Below are 18,471 nucleotides of genomic sequence, written 5' to 3' on the forward strand. Positions count from 1 at the left end.
ATTGGTACTGACTTCTACTTTTGCGCTTGTTTAGGGGATGTGTATAGGGTTCCAGTCGCTGCCCTAAATCGTGTATTTTGAATTGGAATAATATTAAGTTAATACACGATTTCAAAGGCGACACGTAAACTTTTCACCCCATACTCATCCCCTTTTTTTCGATTTAGCTGTCTGTAACTTAAAAAACTATTTCTTACCCCGCGCAGTTCCCAGCACGCGGTTCGGCGCTGCATGAGGGCGGTCAACCAATACCCAAGGCCAATAATAGTTCATGATCAATAACCGAGCTTAATATCAATTAATCATACAAATCATAAACATACAGAGTTTGTCGCTTGCCTTAGCCTAAACACACTCGCATATCACTTTCTGTAATAAAATAGAGAGTGCAGATTCATCTCTCTCCACTCACTAGTAAATGTTCTCTATTTGCAAATTGGATAAAACCAATAACTTAAGATCATCCGCAACAACTAAACACAAAAAAACAAGGAGAAGATTTTTCCTCTCCTTGTTCCACGTGAAACAATTTTTTACATAATCGGTTCTTTCAATGGCGTACCTGGTTTGCGAGGGTATTTCCCTGGCGTAGGCGCAGTTTTATCAACAATAATAATGTGCCGATCTGAATCTTCAACAGGTAAAGTGAAATGGTGTACTTCACGTAAAGAAGCTTTTAATTCTTTCAAGCTGCGAGCAGCTTCCTTCAATTCCTCTGAAGGGTCGCTCCCTTTCATTGCGGCAAAAACACCGTTTTTACGTACAAAAGGAAGACAGAACTCATTAAGCACATTCATTCTTGCGACCGCTCTTGCGGTAACTAGATCGAAATGATCGCGGTACCCTTCCTTCCGCCCTACTTCTTCCGCACGTCCATGAATGAGCTGGGTATCCGTTATTCCCATCTGCTGCGTCAGATGCTTCAAAAACGTAATTCGTTTGTTCAGCGAGTCAATAATCGTTAGCTTCAGATGCGGAAAACAAATTTTAAGCGGAATGCCAGGGAAGCCGGCGCCGGACCCGATATCCGCAATAGACGTTATTTTGTTCATATCCAAGTAAAAAGATAGTGATATCGAATCATAGAAATGTTTGATGTAAACCTGTTCTCTCTCTGTAATGCCCGTCAGGTTCATCTTCTCATTCCATGACACAAGCTCGTGATAATAAATTTCAAACTGCTCAAGCTGCTTCTCGCCGATTGTAATGCCGCGAGCTTTCAAAAGATTTACTAACTGCAACTGTACTTCATCCATTGTTAACCTCTCGCCGCTGTTATTCGGTTATAATGTTCGAGATATACGAGTAAGATTGAAATATCGGCAGGTGTAACACCAGAAATCCGAGATGCTTGACCGATAGACAGCGGACGAATTTTGGACAACTTCTGCCGCGCTTCAATAGCGAGACCTTGAATATCTTCGTACACGATATCTTCAGGAATTTTCTTCTTCTCCATCTTTTGCAGACGTTCTACATGAACGAGCTGCTTCTCGATGTAACCCGCATATTTCACTTGGATTTCCACTTGCTCTTTCATTTCGTCATTTAGCTCGAGCGGCGAAGGAGAGATTTTCTCCAAATGAGCATACGTAATTTCAGGACGACGCAAAATTGCAAGCAAGTTGGTTCCGTCTTGAATTGGTGTTGAACCAATTTCTTCGAAGATTGGATTAACATCGCTTGGTTTCACTTTTGTCGTGCTGAGACGTTCAATTTCTTGTTCAACCAATGCTTTTTTCTTTAAAAATTTAGCATATCTTTCTTCTGAAATCAGTCCAATTTCGTAACCGATTGGAGTAAGTCGTAAATCCGCATTATCATGACGAAGCAGCAAACGATATTCAGCACGCGAAGTTAGCAGGCGATAAGGTTCATTCGTTCCTTTCGTAACAAGGTCATCGATCAATACGCCGATATAGCCTTGAGAGCGATCAAGAATAACGGGTTCTTTCCCTTGTACTTTGCGAGCTGCGTTAATACCAGCCATAATTCCTTGACCCGCTGCTTCTTCATAGCCGGAAGTACCATTGATTTGACCTGCTGTAAACAGACCAGGCAGTTTCTTCGTTTCGAGTGAAGGCCACAGCTGCGTTGGCACAATGGCATCATATTCAATAGCGTAACCTGTACGCATCATTTCTACTTTCTCGAGTCCTGGAATAGAACGCAATACTTCAAGCTGAACATCTTCAGGCAAGCTCGTGGACAAGCCTTGTACGTAATATTCGGAAGTATTCTTTCCTTCTGGTTCCAAGAAAATTTGATGCTTCGGTTTATCTGCAAAACGAACAATTTTATCTTCAATCGAAGGACAATAGCGCGGACCTGTTCCTTCAATAATGCCGGAGAACATCGGTGCGCGGTGCAGGTTGCTGTTAATAATTTCGTGGGTTGTCTCGGAAGTATAAGTTAACCAGCAAGGCAATTGTTCATTATCAGAAGATTCCGTCTCATAAGAGAAGAACTTCGGATTCTCATCCCCTGGTTGAATTTCAGTCTTCGAGAAATCAATGGTATCCTTGTGTACACGCGGCGGCGTACCTGTTTTGAAACGAACAAGCTCAAATCCAAGATCTTTTAAGTTTTTAGCTAAGTTGACGGAAGGCTGTTGATTGTTCGGGCCGCTCTCATAAGTAAGCTCACCCATGATCACTTTCCCGCGCAAATAAGTACCTGTTGTCAGTACAACCGCTTTAGCACGATAAGCAGCGCCTGTCTTCGTAACGACACCAACGCACTTGCCATCTTCAACGATCAATTCTTCAACCATACCTTGACGCATCGTTAGGTTTGGTTCCTTCTCCATCGTTTCTTTCATCGTATGTTGATACAAAAATTTATCCGCTTGAGCACGAAGTGCATGCACCGCCGGTCCTTTACCTGTATTCAGCATACGCATTTGAATAAACGTCTTGTCGATATTGCGTCCCATTTCACCGCCAAGAGCGTCAATTTCCCGTACAACGTGTCCCTTAGCTGGACCACCAATTGATGGGTTGCAAGGCATGAACGCAACCATATCCAAGTTAATCGTGATCATGAGCGTATTTGAACCCATACGTGCAGCTGCAAGCGCAGCTTCAACACCCGCATGTCCCGCGCCGACGACGATGACGTCATAATTTCCAGCAACATAACTCATTTCGTGAGTATCTCCCCTTTCATCGTCCATTTCTCATGAAATGAATCGATTATATTCATATATATAGCTTATTTTCCTAAGCAGAATTGCGAAAAGATTTGATCAAGCAGTGAATCAGGAGCGGTATCCCCCACAATTTCACCAAGCTGTTCCCAAGCAAGCCGAACATCGATTTGGATCATATCAATCGGAATAAGCTGATCTGCAGCATTATATGCATCTTGCAAAGATTTTTTAGCCTTATTAAGGAGTGCAATATGCCGCACATTTGTGACGTAAGTCAAATCCTGTGTTTCTAATTTCCCGCCGAAAAATAAATTTGAAATGCGTTCTTCCAACAGGTCGATACCGGACTGTTCCTTCACGGACATCGGTACAATCGATTGTTCATCGACGTACTGACGAAGCACATCCATATCCAATTTTCGAGGTAAGTCCATTTTATTCATAATAATAATCGCTTGTCTACCACGGATTTGTTCAAGCAGCTTAATCTCATCATCGTGAAGAGGCTCGCTTGCGTTCAAGACAAGCAGCAGCAAATCAGCTTCATCCACGGCAGTTTTAGAACGCTCAACGCCGATCCGTTCAACGACATCCATCGTCTCTCTTATGCCTGCAGTATCAAGAAGTTTAAGCGGAATATTGTTAATCGTAACGTACTCTTCGATGACATCACGCGTTGTTCCAGGAATGTCCGTTACAATCGCCTTATTCTCACGTGCGAGGGTATTCAGAAGAGACGATTTACCTACATTCGGCCGACCAACAATGGCTGTCGTAATCCCTTCTCTTAATATTTTGCCTTCGTTTGCTGTTTTTAACAGCTTTGTGATCTCTTCCATGACGAAACTGCTCTTCTGCTTAATAAATTCAGCCGTCAACGTTTCAACATCATGCTCTGGATAGTCGATGTTCACTTCAATATGAGCAAGTGTCTCAAGCAATATTTGACGAAGTTCCGCAATTTTACGAGACAGTGCCCCATCTACCTGCTTCAAAGCAAGTGAGAAAGCACGGTCCGACTTCGACCGAATAAGATCGATAACCGCTTCGGCCTGCGACAAGTCAATACGCCCATTAAGAAATGCGCGCTTCGTAAATTCCCCGGGCTCAGCCAGCCTAATATTTTGCAATAGCAATAAGTCCATGACGCGTTTAACCGAAATAACCCCGCCATGAGTATTAATTTCTACAACATCTTCTGTCGTAAAAGAACGCGGCGCACGCATGACTGACACGAGCACCTCTTCGATCTTTTCTCCGCTCTCTGGATTATATATATGGCCATAGTGAATCGTATGGCTTGAAGCCTCCGACAACTTGGTTTTACTCTTAAATATCCGCTCAACTTCCGATATCGCTTCAGGTCCGCTTACCCTAATAACAGCAATCCCCGCTTCACCTACGGAAGTGGAAATAGCGGCAATTGTATCACTAATCACTGTTTTCACCTCTTTACACCTATCATTACCGTATTAAGATCTATACATAATTAAAGAAAAAAGCAATGACAATTGCCATGGGCAAAGTCATTGCGTCTCGCATCCTACTTCAGCGTAATGACTACACGCCGGTTCGGTTCCTCACCTTTACTATATGTCTTTACTTTCGAATGATTCTGCAGTCTAGCGTGTATTACTTTGCGCTCCTGCGGAGCCATCGGCTCTAGAACGACTTCCTTATGTGTCCGTATGACACGTCCAGCGAGCCGATCTGCCAAATCCTCAAGCGTCTTCTTACGCCGCTCTCGGAATTGTTCAGCATCTAAAGTAATTCGGAGATATCCGTCTGAGTAACGATTGGCGACAATGTTCACTAAATACTGCAGCGCATCTAGCGTCTGTCCTCTTCTACCAATAATGAGTCCCAAATCAGGCCCTGAAATGTTAAGATTCGTGCTGTCTTTGCCTTGAACCACTTCTACATCGACGGTAAGTCCCATCGAAGCAGCTACTTCTTTAATAAATGAAGCCGCTTCTTCATATGGATCGCGCTCATGTTCATGTGAACGAGCAACAACTTGATCGTCGTCTGTACTTAGAAGTTCAGGTGCAGGATCCGGAAGCAGAGCAATTTCCACTTTGGCATCCTTGGCACCGATGAGTCCCAGGAATCCTTTTGATGGCTGTTCTAACACTTTAACCGTAACCCGGTCCTCAGTTGTACCCAGTTGGGCAAGTCCTTGTTTTACAGCTTGTTCAATGGTTTTTCCTGACGCAACGACTTTACTCATCTCGACTTTTTAGCCTCCTTCGCGCCCTTACCTTGCTTGCCTCCTTTACCTTGCTTGCTTTTGCCTTTATCACCACTCACATTAGCAACCGCAGCTTGGTCTTTGTTCCGGTAAAGGAAATAGTTCTGAACAATCGTATAGATATTACTATATACCCAGTACAGCGGCAATGCAGCTGGGAACTGGTAAGACATCACAAAGATCAGTACCGGATATACGAACATCATGAACTTCATCGGTCCAATTTGCTGACTTGGATTCATGTTCATCATCATTCTTGTTTGCAAGAATGTAGTCAGCGCAGCGAGGATCGGTAAAATAAATAATTTATCCGGTTGTCCAAGCTCCATCCATAAGAAAGAGTGCGTTCTAATATCAGGATTATAATAAATCGAGTTATACAGCGCGATATAAATCGGCATCTGAATAATAAGCGGGAAACATCCAGCCATCGGATTGATTTGATGCTCTTGAAACAGCTTCATCGTCTCCTGCTGTTGCTTCTCAGGATTATCTTTATATTTCTCACGAATTTTTTGCAATTCTGGTTGAATCGCTTGCATTTCTCTTGAACTTTTTACTTGTTTTAATGTTAACGGCAAAATAAGTGTACGTACAATAATAACCATCACGAGTACGGCTAGTCCATATTCACCATTAAACCATTGAGCGAATGTGTCCAGTGCTACTGAGAACCAGTATACAACATTGCTCTTCCAGAAGCTCCCGCTATTTCTGAGGTCTTCTGTTGACATCATTGCATGCGAATTTGCATTTGTACATCCGGCCAAAATCATGACCAGTGCCATTACTGCGATGAGGAGGATCCACTTTCCTCGAGTCTTCTTTTGCGACACTTCATAACCCCTCTCTTAACCATTCCATTCCACGATGATCATACCATATTTTGATGGACAAAGAAAATAGCTCCGTTAGCGCCCTGAACGCTTTGTCAGTGACGCTTTACGCAGCACATGAAGCACACTTTTCTCAAGCTCCTTATAACTCATAGAAACTGCACCTTTTCTTACAATAAAAATGATATCCACGTGATCGATGAGCTCATCTCCATGATGGCGCACGATTTCTTTTACCAAACGACGCATTCGGTTGCGAACTACGGCATTGCCTATCTTTTTGCTAGCGGAAACGCCAAGCCGAAAACGTTCAATATCTCTCTTATGAAACCAATAAACAACGAACTGATGGTTGGCAAAAGATTTTCCGTGGCGATACACACGAGTAAAATCGGCCCGATTTCGTAAACGCAGCTTTTTTTGCACGATAATCCCCTTGCTTGTAAACCTCATACTCATATAAATAGAGAACCTGAGATTTAGCTTCTTTATTGTATTATGAACATCCTGGCATCAGGATAAACATAACAACTAATGAAAAAGCCGCTCTTGGCGCGGCTTGCTTCATCATAGATCTATAATCATCGCTCCAAGAAAAAAAGACCACCGTAGTGGTCTTTATGCACGCACATTACGCACTTAGAACTTTTCTGCCTTTTTGACGACGAGCAGCTAGCACCTTACGGCCGTTTTTCGTGCTCATTCTTTTACGGAAACCATGAACTTTTTTACGTTTGCTCACATTCGGTTTGAACGTTGGTCTCATTTATTTGCACCCCCTTGAAGGATTACTATCATATTCTCTCATCTGTTTCATTTTCCACAGAAAATGCCTTTTTACATTTAATCATGAACCTACTTAAAAGTCAATCATGTCCCTCTTTTCTCCAATTCACACAAGTCACTTCTTATTATATATGCCACCCCATTCATTCGAATCTATTTTACTTCACCTAAAATGCCTTCATTTATACACATGTTTACAAAAAACGAGACAATAAACAACCATTCTTCATAACCTGTGAATATTTTTGGGAACAAATGAGAGGAATCCTGTCGAACTTAAACAAATTATTAACAATATGTAGTGGTGTGAATAAAAATTATACACAACTTATTGAATTTGTGGATAATTAGCAGTTTTACATTGAAATAAAGGGTTTCTTTTGCTATTATTATATTGTTTTTGGATGTGAATATATATTAAAACCCTCGAAATTATCAACAGCCTGTGGATAAAGTTGTGAACAATTCAATTTATCCATCTTTTTTTCTTTTCACCAACTTGGGGTTTTTGTGGATAAATTTCTACACTATTCTGTTTTTCTCGACATTTCCGCGCATGGCTCAAGCCACACTTGGAACATTTTAAAGGAGTGAAAGTCTGTGGACAGCCATACTTCTGAAATATGGCAGCAAATTTTATCTATAATTCAGACCAAGCTGAGTAAGCCGAGTTTCGACACTTGGTTTAAAGCAACGAAGGCCGTATCGTTAACAGACAATACAATTACGATTTCTGCGCCGACTACGTTTGCTGTGGAATGGCTCGAAAGCCGATACACGAAGCTTGTTTCTTCTACCATTTACGAATTTTTAAATAAACAAGTAGATGTAAAATTTATTATTGAAGAGTCTAAGCAAGCAGAACAGGCACCCACTCAGCCGCAGGCCGCTCCGCCGGTACAGCTTGAGGAACCTGTCTCTAATATGCTGAATCCGAAATATACGTTTGATACATTCGTGATCGGATCCGGAAATCGTTTCGCCCACGCTGCTTCACTCGCTGTCGCAGAAGCACCTGCAAGGGCATATAATCCGCTCTTTTTGTATGGAGGAGTAGGACTTGGCAAGACGCACTTGATGCATGCGATTGGTCATTATATTTTGGAACATAATCCGAACAGTAAAGTGGCCTATATTTCCTCCGAGAAATTTACGAACGAATTTATTAATGCGATTCGTGATAATCGCGGGGAAAGCTTCCGTAACAAATACCGAAACATTGATATTTTGCTTATTGACGATATTCAATTTTTGGCTGGGAAAGAATCAACCCAAGAGGAATTTTTCCATACTTTTAATGCACTGCATGAAGAGCGAAAGCAAATTATTATCTCAAGTGACCGTCCGCCAAAAGAAATTCCAACGCTGGAGGAACGGCTCAGATCGCGCTTTGAATGGGGACTTATTACCGATATTCAGCCGCCTGATCTAGAGACGCGGATTGCGATTTTACGCAAGAAGGCGAAGGCAGAAAATTTAGATATTCCGAATGAAGCGATGGTATATATTGCGAATCAAATTGATACGAATATCCGCGAGCTCGAAGGGGCGCTGATCCGCGTAGTAGCATACTCCTCGCTCATCAATCAAGATGTTACAACTCATTTGGCTGCCGAAGCGCTTAAAGATATTATTCCATCCAGTCGTCCGCGAATGATTACGATTCAAGATATCCAGCAAAAAGTAGGGGAATACTACAATTTGAAGCTAGAAGATTTCAAAGCGCGCAAGCGAACGAAAGCTGTAGCTTTTCCAAGGCAAATCGCGATGTATTTATCGCGTGAGCTAACCGATTTCTCCCTTCCCAAAATTGGTGAGGCATTCGGGGGCCGTGACCATACCACGGTAATCCATGCGCACGAGAAAATTTCCGAGCAAATGAAATCGGATCAAGAACTATTTAAAATTATTAACAGCATTACGGAGAAAATTAAAAATCCATCCTGAACAAGTTAAAAGCCTATGCACAATCTATACACATGTGGATAGGCTTAATTTTATGTCGTTTAATAGGGGTTATCCACATATTCAGTGCCCCTACTACTACTTTAACTTATATATTAATACTTCATCATATAAACGGCCGAATCTCGAATAGCATTCCTGACGTTGTGCCGCAAAATCTGTGCTAGGAGTGAAATTATGAAAATCAGCATTTTAAAAAGCTATCTTAATGAATCGATTCAACATGTATCCAAGGCAATATCCAGCCGAACAACGATTCCCATTTTGACAGGTATTAAACTGGACGTTTCGTTTCAAGGCGTAACTCTAACAGCGAGCGATACCGACATATCGATTCAATCTTTTATTCCTGCGGAAGATAGCGATAGAACTGTCGTACAGATCGAACAACCAGGAAGTGTTGTGCTGCCGGCGAAATTTTTCGTTGAAATTATTAAAAAATTGCCATCTGACGAAATTGAGATGGAAGTGAAGGAAGGGTTTCAGACCTTTATTCGTTCAGGCTCCACAGATATTCAGATGGTAGGGCTCGATCCAGAGGAATATCCTGTACTTCCTAGCATTGAGGAAGACCAAGTCATCTCCATACCTGGTGATTTGCTGAAAACAATGATAAAACAAACTGTTTTCTCCATTTCTACACAGGAAACGACTCCAATTTTGACAGGTGTTCTTTGGAATTTAACAGATAATGAGTTCAAATTTGTAGCTACTGACCGCCATCGTCTCGCAAGCCGGATTGCTCAGTTAGACAATGCTGATGGAATTCGGTTCAGCAATGTCGTTATCTCTGGTAAGACCCTCAACGAGCTTAGCAAAATTATTCCTGACCAAAATTCACGTGTTGAAATCGTCGTAGCGGATAATCAGGTTCTATTCAAAATAGACCGCGTTCTCTTCTACTCCCGAATTTTGGACGGGACATATCCTGATACTTCTAGAATTATTCCGACAAACTACAAAACAGAACTCATTGTGGACACAAAAAAATTAAGTGAGTCGATTGACCGTGCTTATTTGTTATCTCGTGAGGAAAAAACGAACATTGTTCGCCTTCAGACGCTTGAAAATGGAACTGTTGAAATTTCATCAAGTTCGTCGGAATTAGGTAAAGTAACGGAGCAGCTCGAAGCAGTCGAGCTTAAAGGAGAAACTTTGCGTATCTCATTCAATTCCAAATATATGCTTGATGTGCTTAAAGTCATCGAAAGTGAGCAGCTGCAAATCAGCTTTACAGGCGCAATGAGTCCGATCATTATAAAGCCGGTGGATAACAGCCGCTGCTTGTATCTCATTTTGCCTTATCGGACAACGAACTAACGAGAAAGGAAAGAGATTAAATGACGGAAATTACGATTCACAGCGAATATATTAAGCTGGATTCATTTTTAAAATTAGCGAACTGCGTCTCCACGGGCGGCTCAGCTAAAGCGCTGCTGCAAGAAGGCAGTGTACGTGTAAATCAAGAGACCGAAGAGCGGCGTGGACGTAAACTGTACGCTGGCGATATTGTGGAAGTTGAAGGCTGCGGCACTTATAAAGTGATTGCAGAATAACAGCTCTACACCTCTGTTGGTTACAGGGCTGCTGCCCTGGAGATGAGGAGGCTTGACGTTTTTGTTTGTAAAAGAGATGTCTATGGAGCATTATCGCAACTATGAGGGGCTGAACCTGGCTGATTTCGGTAATGTGAATTTGTTTATCGGCCAAAATGCTCAGGGGAAAACCAATTTGCTTGAAGCGATCCTTGTTCTTGCTTTAACAAAGTCTCATCGGACGAACAAAGATAAGGAACTGATTCAATTTGAAAATGATGCTGCGCATCTATCTATGCATGTAGATAAAAAGTATGGGCCGGTTCAGCTTGATTTGCGCATCTCTAATCAGGGGAAGAAAGCGAAAATTAACGGGCTCGAGCAGCGGAAACTGAGCGATTTTATCGGGACACTCAATGTAGTTATGTTCGCTCCAGAAGATTTAGAAATTGTAAAAGGGACACCGGGAGTACGCCGCCGGTTCCTCGACATGGAAATCGGTCAGGTTCAGCCAAGTTATCTCTACCATCTTCAGCAATATCAGAAAGTGTTGCTTCAGCGTAACAATATGCTCAAACAAGCATGGAACGGCGCTGCAGGACAAGAGACGATGCTTGAAATATGGAATGAGCAGCTGGCTGGCCACGGTGTTAAAATTATAAAAAAAAGGAAACAATTTATAAAAAAACTGCAAAATTGGGCGGAAACTATTCATCAGGGCATTACAAACGGCCGAGAAAGCCTGCAGTTGTCCTATATTCCCTCTTTCGGCGAAGCAGAGGAAGAAGATGAAACTGTTCTATTAGACCAATTTATGATAAAGTTATCACAAATGAAAGAACAGGAAATTAGGCGTGGTATGACTCTCACCGGGCCTCATCGTGATGATTTGGCCTTTTATATTAACGATAAAGAAGTGCAAACGTACGGGTCCCAAGGACAGCAGAGAACAACCGCTTTATCGCTTAAGCTTGCAGAAATTGAGCTTATTCATGAAGAAATTGGAGAGTATCCAGTACTTCTGCTAGATGATGTGTTATCGGAGCTCGATCCATATCGGCAGACACAGCTTATTGAGACGTTTCAAAGCAAGGTTCAAACATTTATTACAGCGACGGGAATTGAGAGTATTAATGCAAGTAAGCTACAAGATGCTGTCATTTATCATGTCCACGATGGACAGGTAAAGTCATAAGGGGTGAATAGAACGTATGTACATCCATTTGGGCGGAGATAAAATTATCCGATCCTCGGAACTGGTTGCTATTTTTGATATAACGATTGAGAAATCTTCGAAAATTTCCAAACAGTATGTCACACATGCAATGGAGAACAAAACTGTCGAGGTTATTGATGAGGAAGAATCGAAATCAATTGTAGTGACCAAAGATATCGTTTACTATTCTCCGATTTCGTCATCCACGCTCAAGAAGAGGGCAAACGTGTTTTTTGCCAATGCTTAAAGCCCAAGATCAAATGGGAACTCAATCTATAGAAGTAGGTGAAAGGCATGTCTATGAATGAACATACGTATGATGAGAGTCAGATACAGGTCCTAGAAGGACTTGAAGCGGTACGTAAGCGCCCGGGGATGTATATCGGCTCCACCAGCGTACGAGGCTTGCATCATTTGGTTTGGGAAGTAGTAGATAACAGTATTGATGAAGCGCTGGCAGGTTATTGCGATAAGATCGATGTTATAATCCATGAAGATAATAGTGTGACTGTAATTGATAATGGTCGGGGTATTCCAGTTGGTGAGCATGCGAAGATGAAGCGTTCAACACTAGAAGTCGTTATGACCGTTCTTCATGCCGGAGGAAAATTCGGCGGCGAAGGTTATAAAGTGTCTGGTGGTCTTCACGGTGTAGGTATATCTGTCGTTAATGCGCTGTCTGAGAAAGTTATTGTTCAGGTTAAACGTGAAGGACATATTTATCAGCAAGAATATCACCGCGGTACACCGCAATATGATTTGAAAATCATTGGTGACACGGAAGAGACAGGAACGAAAGTAACATTCAAGCCTGATCCGGAGATTTTTACGGAAACGACCGTTTATGAATATGATACGCTGCTTACTCGTCTTCGCGAGTTAGCCTTCTTAAATAAAGGAATTACGATTACGCTGACTGACGAACGTACTGGAGCGAACAGTTCTTTCAAATATGACGGCGGGATTATTGAATATGTGAAATATTTGAATCAGAAGCGTGAAGTTCTTCATGAAGAGCCGATTTACGTAGAAGGATCACGTGAAATGATTGCAGTTGAAATCGCGCTGCAATATAACGACAGCTATTCCGAAAATATTTATTCTTTTGCGAACAACATTCATACACACGAAGGCGGTACGCATGAATCTGGATTTAAGAGCGCACTGACTCGGGTAATTAATGATTATGCTCGTAAAATGAATATCATTAAGGACTCCAATTCTAATTTGTCCGGCGATGATGTGCGTGAAGGTCTTACAGCGATTATTTCGGTGAAAATACCAGAGCCGCAGTTTGAAGGGCAGACGAAGACAAAGCTCGGCAACAGTGAAGTACGCGGTATAGTAGAATCCTTGTTTGCAGAGAAATTGCAAGAGTTCTTGGATGAGAATCCAGCAATATCTAGACGTATCTTAGATAAAGCTTTGCAGGCATCGCGCGCTAGAGAAGCAGCTCGTAAAGCTCGCGAATTAACTCGGAGAAAGAGTGCACTTGAAGTAAGCTCTTTGCCTGGTAAACTTGCGGATTGTTCATCGAAGGATGCATCGATCAGCGAACTGTATATCGTCGAAGGGGACTCTGCTGGCGGTTCTGCTAAACAAGGTCGGGATCGTCATTTCCAAGCGATTTTGCCGCTCCGCGGTAAAATTTTGAACGTTGAGAAAGCACGCCTTGACCGGATTTTGTCTAACGCAGAGATTCGGGCTATTATTACAGCTCTAGGCACAGGAATCGGTGAAGATTTCGATATCTCGAAAGCACGTTATCATAAAGTGATTATTATGACCGATGCTGACGTCGATGGAGCTCATATTCGTACATTGCTGCTTACCTTCTTCTATCGCTATATGCGGAAACTTGTAGATGCCGGTTATATTTATATTGCACAGCCGCCTCTCTTCAAAATTGAACGTAATAAGGTCGTTCGTTATGCTAATTCGGAGCGTGAACGCGATCAAATTATTGCAGAGTTTGGGGAAGGCGCGAAATATAATATTCAGCGTTACAAAGGTCTTGGAGAGATGAACGCATCACAGTTGTGGGAGACAACAATGGATCCAGAGAGCCGTACGATGCTGCAAGTTAAAATTGAAGATGCGATGCAGGCAGATTTAATCTTTAACACGCTCATGGGCGACGATGTAGATCCTCGCCGGGAATTTATCCAAGAGCACGCGAAGACGGTAAAAAATCTCGATTTCTAATCTATATTCGGAAGACAGAAGGCGCACAGCGCCTTCTTTTTTTGAGAGTAACATGCTTATGACTACACAGTGCTGTCACATACTTAAATAGATCGAAATATAGGACAACAGTCCAATAAAATGGTATAATTAAGAGATGATTTATAAACCGCTAATTAATTGAGTGAGAATGTCTGCATATAGATTATAGATGTCATATGCGGGACAGACTCAAGCGGAACGAGAGTCCATGGGAACTTGGTTCCGTATCGTTACGATGAGTAATGTTTAATTGTACTTGTTTTGTGAAAGTAATATAATGAATATTAGCGGTTTTTAGTGATTTTAGGCTGATTTTGGCCTTTTCCCATACTTAGGCACGTTTGGATAGCATAATGAAGGAGGTCCAGCATGGCGGAAGAAAATAACTCGCAAATCAAAGATCGGGACATAGGTGTGGAGATGCGTGAATCCTTTATGGATTACGCGATGAGCATCATTGTGAGCCGTGCTTTGCCGGATGTGCGGGATGGACTCAAACCAGTGCATCGTCGTATTTTGTATGCGATGTCGGAACTTGGGATGTCCCCAGACAAGCCATACAAGAAGTCAGCCAGAATCGTCGGTGAAGTAATCGGTAAATATCACCCTCACGGTGATTCTGCGGTTTATGAGACAATGGTCCGAATGGCACAAGACTTCTCAATGCGTTATATGCTTGTAGACGGTCATGGTAACTTCGGTTCAATCGATGGTGACTCAGCTGCAGCTATGCGTTATACAGAAGCTCGTTTGTCAAAAATCGCAATGGAAATGCTTCGAGACATTAACAAAGAGACGATTGATTTCATTCCGAACTACGATGGAGAAGAGCACGAACCGGTTGTACTTCCAGCACGTTATCCTAATTTGCTCGTGAATGGTGTATCGGGGATTGCCGTCGGAATGGCAACTAATATCCCGCCTCATAATCTAGGAGAAGTGATTGACGGAGTTCAGGCGCTAATAGAAAATCCAGAGATAACTCCGCTTGAACTAATGCAATATATTAAGGGCCCTGACTTCCCAACTGCCGGATATATTCTTGGCAGAGAAGGAATTCGTCAGGCTTATTCTACGGGACGCGGCTCTGTTACGATGAGAGCGAAAGCAACCATTGAAGAAAACAACAATAAAGCGCGCATCATTGTACATGAACTTCCGTATCAGGTTATTAAAGCCCGCCTGGTTGAGAAGATTGCAGAGCTTGTTCGAGATAAAAAAATTGACGGCATTACCGATCTGCGCGATGAATCAGACCGCAACGGTATGCGTATTGTCATTGAGCTGCGTCGTGATGTGAATCCGAATGTTGTGCTTAATAACTTGTACAAACATACTGCAATGCAGTCTACATTCGGTATTAACATGCTGGCGATTGTAAATGGCGAGCCTAAAATTTTGAACTTGCGTGATGTTCTATATCATTATCTCCAGCACCAAGTGGAAGTTATTCGTAGACGTACGCAATTTGATTTGAAAAAGGCTGAAGCAAGAGCTCATATTTTAGAAGGTCTGCGTATCGCGCTTGACCATTTGGACGAAGTGATCGCTTTAATTCGCGCATCGCAAACTACAGAAATTGCTAGAGATGGACTCATTGAACGTTTTGGACTTAGCCATGAGCAGGCTCAAGCTATTTTGGAAATGCGTCTGCAACGCCTCACTGGCTTAGAACGTGAGAAAATCGAAAGCGAGTATAACGAGCTCATTCAGAAAATTGCAGAGTATCGTGAAATTTTGGCGAATGAACATTTGATTCTTAAAATCATCAGTGAAGAAATGCAAGAAATTAAAGATAAATATGCTGATGAACGCCGTACGGAAATTACCGTGGGTGAAGAAAGTATTTTGGACGAAGATCTCATTCCGCAAGAAGAAGTGATCATCACCATTTCCCATACTGGTTATATTAAACGTCTTCCGGTATCGACTTATCGCAGTCAGAAACGTGGAGGACGCGGCGTAATGGGGATGGATACGAAGGATAACGACTTCGTTGAACATCTATTTGTGACGAATTCACATCACTACTTGATGTTCTTTACGGATAAAGGGAAGGCATACCGCATTAAAGCATATGAAATCCCAGATTTAAGCCGTACGGCTCGGGGAACACCGATTATTAACCTCATTCAAATTGAGCAGGGTGAGACGATTAATGCGGTAATTCCTGTTGAACAGTTCGAGAGCGATAAATATCTATTCTTTGCAACTCGAAACGGTATTGTGAAGAAGACGCCTCTAGAAGATTACGTTAATATTCGCAAAGGTGGTCTCATTGCCGTTAATTTACGTGAGGATGACTCTCTAATTGAAGTCAAACTGACAGACGGCAGTAAAGAGCTGATTATGGGTACTTCTCAAGGAATGTCAATCCGTTTCCCTGAGAGCGATGTACGGTCTATGGGCCGAGCTGCAACTGGGGTAAAAGGTATTACGCTTGATGATGATGATTTTGTCATCGGAATGGATATCGTAGATCCTGAGCAAGATGTACTCATTGTGACTAGCAAAGGTTACGGTAAACGTACGCCTGTTACAGAATATCGCCTGCAAAGCCGCGGCGGTAAAGGGATTAAAACCATTAATGTAACCGAGAAGAACGGACCTGTTGTTGGCCTCAAAGTCGTTAAGAATGAAGAGGATCTAATGATTATTACCGGCAGCGGTACGCTAATTCGGACCAGCATGGATGGCATCTCTACGATGGGTCGTAACACTCAAGGCGTAAAACTAATCAATATTCGCGATGATGACTATGTAACGACTGTATGTCGTGCGGATAAAGAAAGCGAAGAAAATTCAGAAGACCAGAACGATGAGGAAGAAACGGAAAGTTCTGAATGATCTAACTGCATATGATTTGGAGAAAGAGGTACTGATGACTCAGTATCTCTTTTTTTATATATTTATTGTACAGGCTACTAAGAAGTAATATAATGGAATTAGTTGAAATATTATTCCAACAAATTTTATGCAATTAACCATTTTGAAGGGAAATTTAGTCATTATTATAAATATCTCCCCTAGTTATGGCGCAGAATATTAGAGGTGAATTATGGCGTTTGTATCCGTGTCAGAAGTAAAACCAGGTCATAAAATTGTAAATGATGTGCACACTTCTTTTGGAAGCCTATTATTCCCCAAAGGAAAAGTGTTGCTCCCTAGAGATATTGAAATTTTGCATGCTTTTTTAATTCATGAAATCGAAATTGAAGACGGTACAAACGAGGATATAGAGAAAACAATAGGATTAGGGAGCAGTCGGTCATCTGTTAGGTTGAAGCAACCAGCAGACAAATCAGCAGTCACAGCACAGAAATCTTCACTTATTCGCCTGCATGATGAATATGACAAAATGATTTTGCTAATGAAGAGTGCCTTTCAATCCGTGATCGCTTCAGAACTGTCTATTTATGAACTTCGGAACCAACTAGAGAGTCTGATCTCTTATATTCAACACTATAATATTTTGACGTTTACACCACGAGTTATCAATGAATATGATTACATTTACCATAATGCCGTGCTAAGTTCTTTAACCTCATATAAGATAGCTGGTTGGATTGGATTACCTCAAAAGGATTGGATTCAAGTCGCTTTTGCAGGACTTCTTCATGATATTGGCAATACTAAGATTGATCCTGCAATTTTATATAAACCCTCTGCATTAACTGCTGAGGAAATCGAAGAGATGCGTAGACATACAACATACGGTTACCAATTGCTTAAAAATGTAACGGCAATTAATGAGGGAGTGCGGCTTGCTGCATTACAACATCATGAGAAAGTTGATGGGACAGGCTATCCTCTTAATCTGGAGGGAAACAAAATACATGTATTCGCTAAGATTGTATCTGTTGCTGACATATTCCACGCCATGACATTAAAGAAAGCTTATCGTAAAGCACAGTCGCCGTATCTTGTACTTGAACAAATACATTCAGAGGCGTTCGGGAAGCTAGACCCGTCTATTGTTCAGACATTTATAAGTAAAGTAACGCAATTCTATAATGGTACGATCGTAAGACTTAGCAATGACCAGATTGGAGAAATTGTATTCTCAGACCGCAGCCATCCGACGAGACCTATGGTATCTATTAATGGGAATATTATTAATCTAGTCCAGGATAGACACATCTATATCGAGGAAATAATTACTAAGTAAAATTACAAGGCAAATGGGTTGACCAACACTAAGAAACTGTGGTATATTTATTTTCGCCGCTTCGAGAGGGCGAAAGAATGCTGCAGTTTTTAATTTATATCAAATAAATAAAAATTAAAAAAAAGCTTGCATTCTTAATAGAAACATGATAATATATAAGAGTTGCTGCTGATAACTCAGCAAGTAACGAAAAGTGAGTTTGATCTTTGAAAACTGAACAACGAGTGAGTGAATTTTACTTCGGTGAAATTCAAAAAATAGAGAACGAAATGTTCTCGTCAGTTTGATTCAAAATGAGCTAATCGCTCTTCTAATTTAATGGAGAGTTTGATCCTGG

Annotated in this window: 15 protein-coding genes; 8 read left to right on the forward strand and 7 right to left on the reverse strand. The window is 41.7% G+C overall.

The window, feature by feature from the left end; all coding sequences use genetic code 11:
- Positions 1-533: 533 nt before the first annotated feature.
- From rsmG to rpmH, 7 genes are all read right to left on the reverse strand, one after another.
- Positions 534-1,256 (reverse strand): 16S rRNA (guanine(527)-N(7))-methyltransferase RsmG, encoded by a 723-nt coding sequence (gene rsmG / locus J2Z20_RS15590; RefSeq protein WP_209852422.1) that lies wholly within the window; start codon positions 1,254-1,256, stop codon positions 534-536.
- A 2-nt stretch (positions 1,257-1,258) separates the two neighbouring features.
- Positions 1,259-3,145, reverse strand: coding sequence for a tRNA uridine-5-carboxymethylaminomethyl(34) synthesis enzyme MnmG (gene mnmG, locus J2Z20_RS15595; RefSeq protein WP_209852425.1), 1,887 nt, complete (start codon positions 3,143-3,145; stop codon positions 1,259-1,261).
- A 68-nt stretch (positions 3,146-3,213) separates the two neighbouring features.
- Complete coding sequence (gene mnmE / locus J2Z20_RS15600) at positions 3,214-4,590, reverse strand: tRNA uridine-5-carboxymethylaminomethyl(34) synthesis GTPase MnmE (RefSeq protein WP_209852429.1); 1,377 nt, start codon at positions 4,588-4,590, stop codon at positions 3,214-3,216.
- A 104-nt stretch (positions 4,591-4,694) separates the two neighbouring features.
- Entirely contained in the window at positions 4,695-5,381 is a 687-nt protein-coding gene (gene jag, locus J2Z20_RS15605; protein WP_209852441.1) for an RNA-binding cell elongation regulator Jag/EloR, read from the reverse strand.
- Positions 5,378-6,238, reverse strand: a complete 861-nt coding sequence (locus J2Z20_RS15610) for a YidC/Oxa1 family membrane protein insertase (protein WP_209852444.1) — start codon at positions 6,236-6,238, stop codon at positions 5,378-5,380. Before J2Z20_RS15610 ends, jag begins: the two co-directional genes overlap by 4 nt.
- 75 nt (positions 6,239-6,313) lie before the next feature.
- Complete coding sequence (rnpA, locus tag J2Z20_RS15615; RefSeq protein ID WP_209852448.1) at positions 6,314-6,664, reverse strand: ribonuclease P protein component; 351 nt, start codon at positions 6,662-6,664, stop codon at positions 6,314-6,316.
- 205 nt (positions 6,665-6,869) lie between these two features.
- Positions 6,870-7,004, reverse strand: a complete 135-nt coding sequence (gene rpmH, locus J2Z20_RS15620) for a 50S ribosomal protein L34 (protein WP_068778604.1) — start codon at positions 7,002-7,004, stop codon at positions 6,870-6,872.
- A gap of 620 nt (positions 7,005-7,624) precedes the next feature.
- Here rpmH and dnaA point away from each other — a divergent pair.
- From dnaA to J2Z20_RS15660, 8 genes are all read left to right on the forward strand, one after another.
- Positions 7,625-8,971, forward strand: a complete 1,347-nt coding sequence (gene dnaA, locus J2Z20_RS15625) for a chromosomal replication initiator protein DnaA (protein WP_209852450.1) — start codon at positions 7,625-7,627, stop codon at positions 8,969-8,971.
- 195 nt (positions 8,972-9,166) lie between these two features.
- Positions 9,167-10,309, forward strand: a complete 1,143-nt coding sequence (gene dnaN / locus J2Z20_RS15630) for a DNA polymerase III subunit beta (RefSeq protein WP_209852452.1) — start codon at positions 9,167-9,169, stop codon at positions 10,307-10,309.
- Between the two features lie 20 nt (positions 10,310-10,329).
- Positions 10,330-10,545: a S4 domain-containing protein YaaA gene (yaaA, locus tag J2Z20_RS15635; RefSeq protein ID WP_209852454.1), complete on the forward strand. Its 216-nt coding sequence runs from the start codon at positions 10,330-10,332 to the stop codon at positions 10,543-10,545.
- A 76-nt stretch (positions 10,546-10,621) separates the two neighbouring features.
- The gene (recF, locus tag J2Z20_RS15640; RefSeq protein WP_415640039.1) at positions 10,622-11,719 is read left to right on the forward strand and encodes a DNA replication/repair protein RecF; all 1,098 of its coding nucleotides are present in this window, start codon (positions 10,622-10,624) and stop codon (positions 11,717-11,719) included.
- Between the two features lie 16 nt (positions 11,720-11,735).
- Positions 11,736-11,987: an extracellular matrix regulator RemB gene (gene remB, locus J2Z20_RS15645; protein WP_209852458.1), complete on the forward strand. Its 252-nt coding sequence runs from the start codon at positions 11,736-11,738 to the stop codon at positions 11,985-11,987.
- Positions 11,988-12,034: 47 nt separating this feature from the next.
- Positions 12,035-13,945: a DNA topoisomerase (ATP-hydrolyzing) subunit B gene (gene gyrB / locus J2Z20_RS15650; protein WP_209852461.1), complete on the forward strand. Its 1,911-nt coding sequence runs from the start codon at positions 12,035-12,037 to the stop codon at positions 13,943-13,945.
- 390 nt (positions 13,946-14,335) lie between these two features.
- Positions 14,336-16,813, forward strand: coding sequence for a DNA gyrase subunit A (gene gyrA, locus J2Z20_RS15655; protein WP_209852464.1), 2,478 nt, complete (start codon positions 14,336-14,338; stop codon positions 16,811-16,813).
- 211 nt (positions 16,814-17,024) lie between these two features.
- Complete coding sequence (locus J2Z20_RS15660) at positions 17,025-18,134, forward strand: HD-GYP domain-containing protein (RefSeq protein ID WP_209852467.1); 1,110 nt, start codon at positions 17,025-17,027, stop codon at positions 18,132-18,134.
- The last annotated feature ends 337 nt before the right edge of the window (positions 18,135-18,471 follow it).

The sequence above is a fragment of the Paenibacillus sediminis genome, assembly GCF_017873765.1.
Taxonomy (GTDB): domain Bacteria; phylum Bacillota; class Bacilli; order Paenibacillales; family Paenibacillaceae; genus Paenibacillus_AG; species Paenibacillus_AG sediminis.

Coding starts and splice junctions, on each gene's coding strand:
- mnmG (WP_209852425.1), bottom strand. CDS start 3,145: ATGAGTTATGTTGCTGGAAATTATGACGTCATCGTCGTCGGCGCGGGA.
- gyrB (WP_209852461.1), top strand. CDS start 12,035: ATGTCTATGAATGAACATACGTATGATGAGAGTCAGATACAGGTCCTA.
- gyrA (WP_209852464.1), top strand. CDS start 14,336: ATGGCGGAAGAAAATAACTCGCAAATCAAAGATCGGGACATAGGTGTG.
- jag (WP_209852441.1), bottom strand. CDS start 5,381: ATGAGTAAAGTCGTTGCGTCAGGAAAAACCATTGAACAAGCTGTAAAA.
- yaaA (WP_209852454.1), top strand. CDS start 10,330: ATGACGGAAATTACGATTCACAGCGAATATATTAAGCTGGATTCATTT.
- recF (WP_415640039.1), top strand. CDS start 10,622: ATGTCTATGGAGCATTATCGCAACTATGAGGGGCTGAACCTGGCTGAT.
- J2Z20_RS15660 (WP_209852467.1), top strand. CDS start 17,025: ATGGCGTTTGTATCCGTGTCAGAAGTAAAACCAGGTCATAAAATTGTA.
- rsmG (WP_209852422.1), bottom strand. CDS start 1,256: ATGGATGAAGTACAGTTGCAGTTAGTAAATCTTTTGAAAGCTCGCGGC.
- rpmH (WP_068778604.1), bottom strand. CDS start 7,004: ATGAGACCAACGTTCAAACCGAATGTGAGCAAACGTAAAAAAGTTCAT.
- remB (WP_209852458.1), top strand. CDS start 11,736: ATGTACATCCATTTGGGCGGAGATAAAATTATCCGATCCTCGGAACTG.
- dnaN (WP_209852452.1), top strand. CDS start 9,167: ATGAAAATCAGCATTTTAAAAAGCTATCTTAATGAATCGATTCAACAT.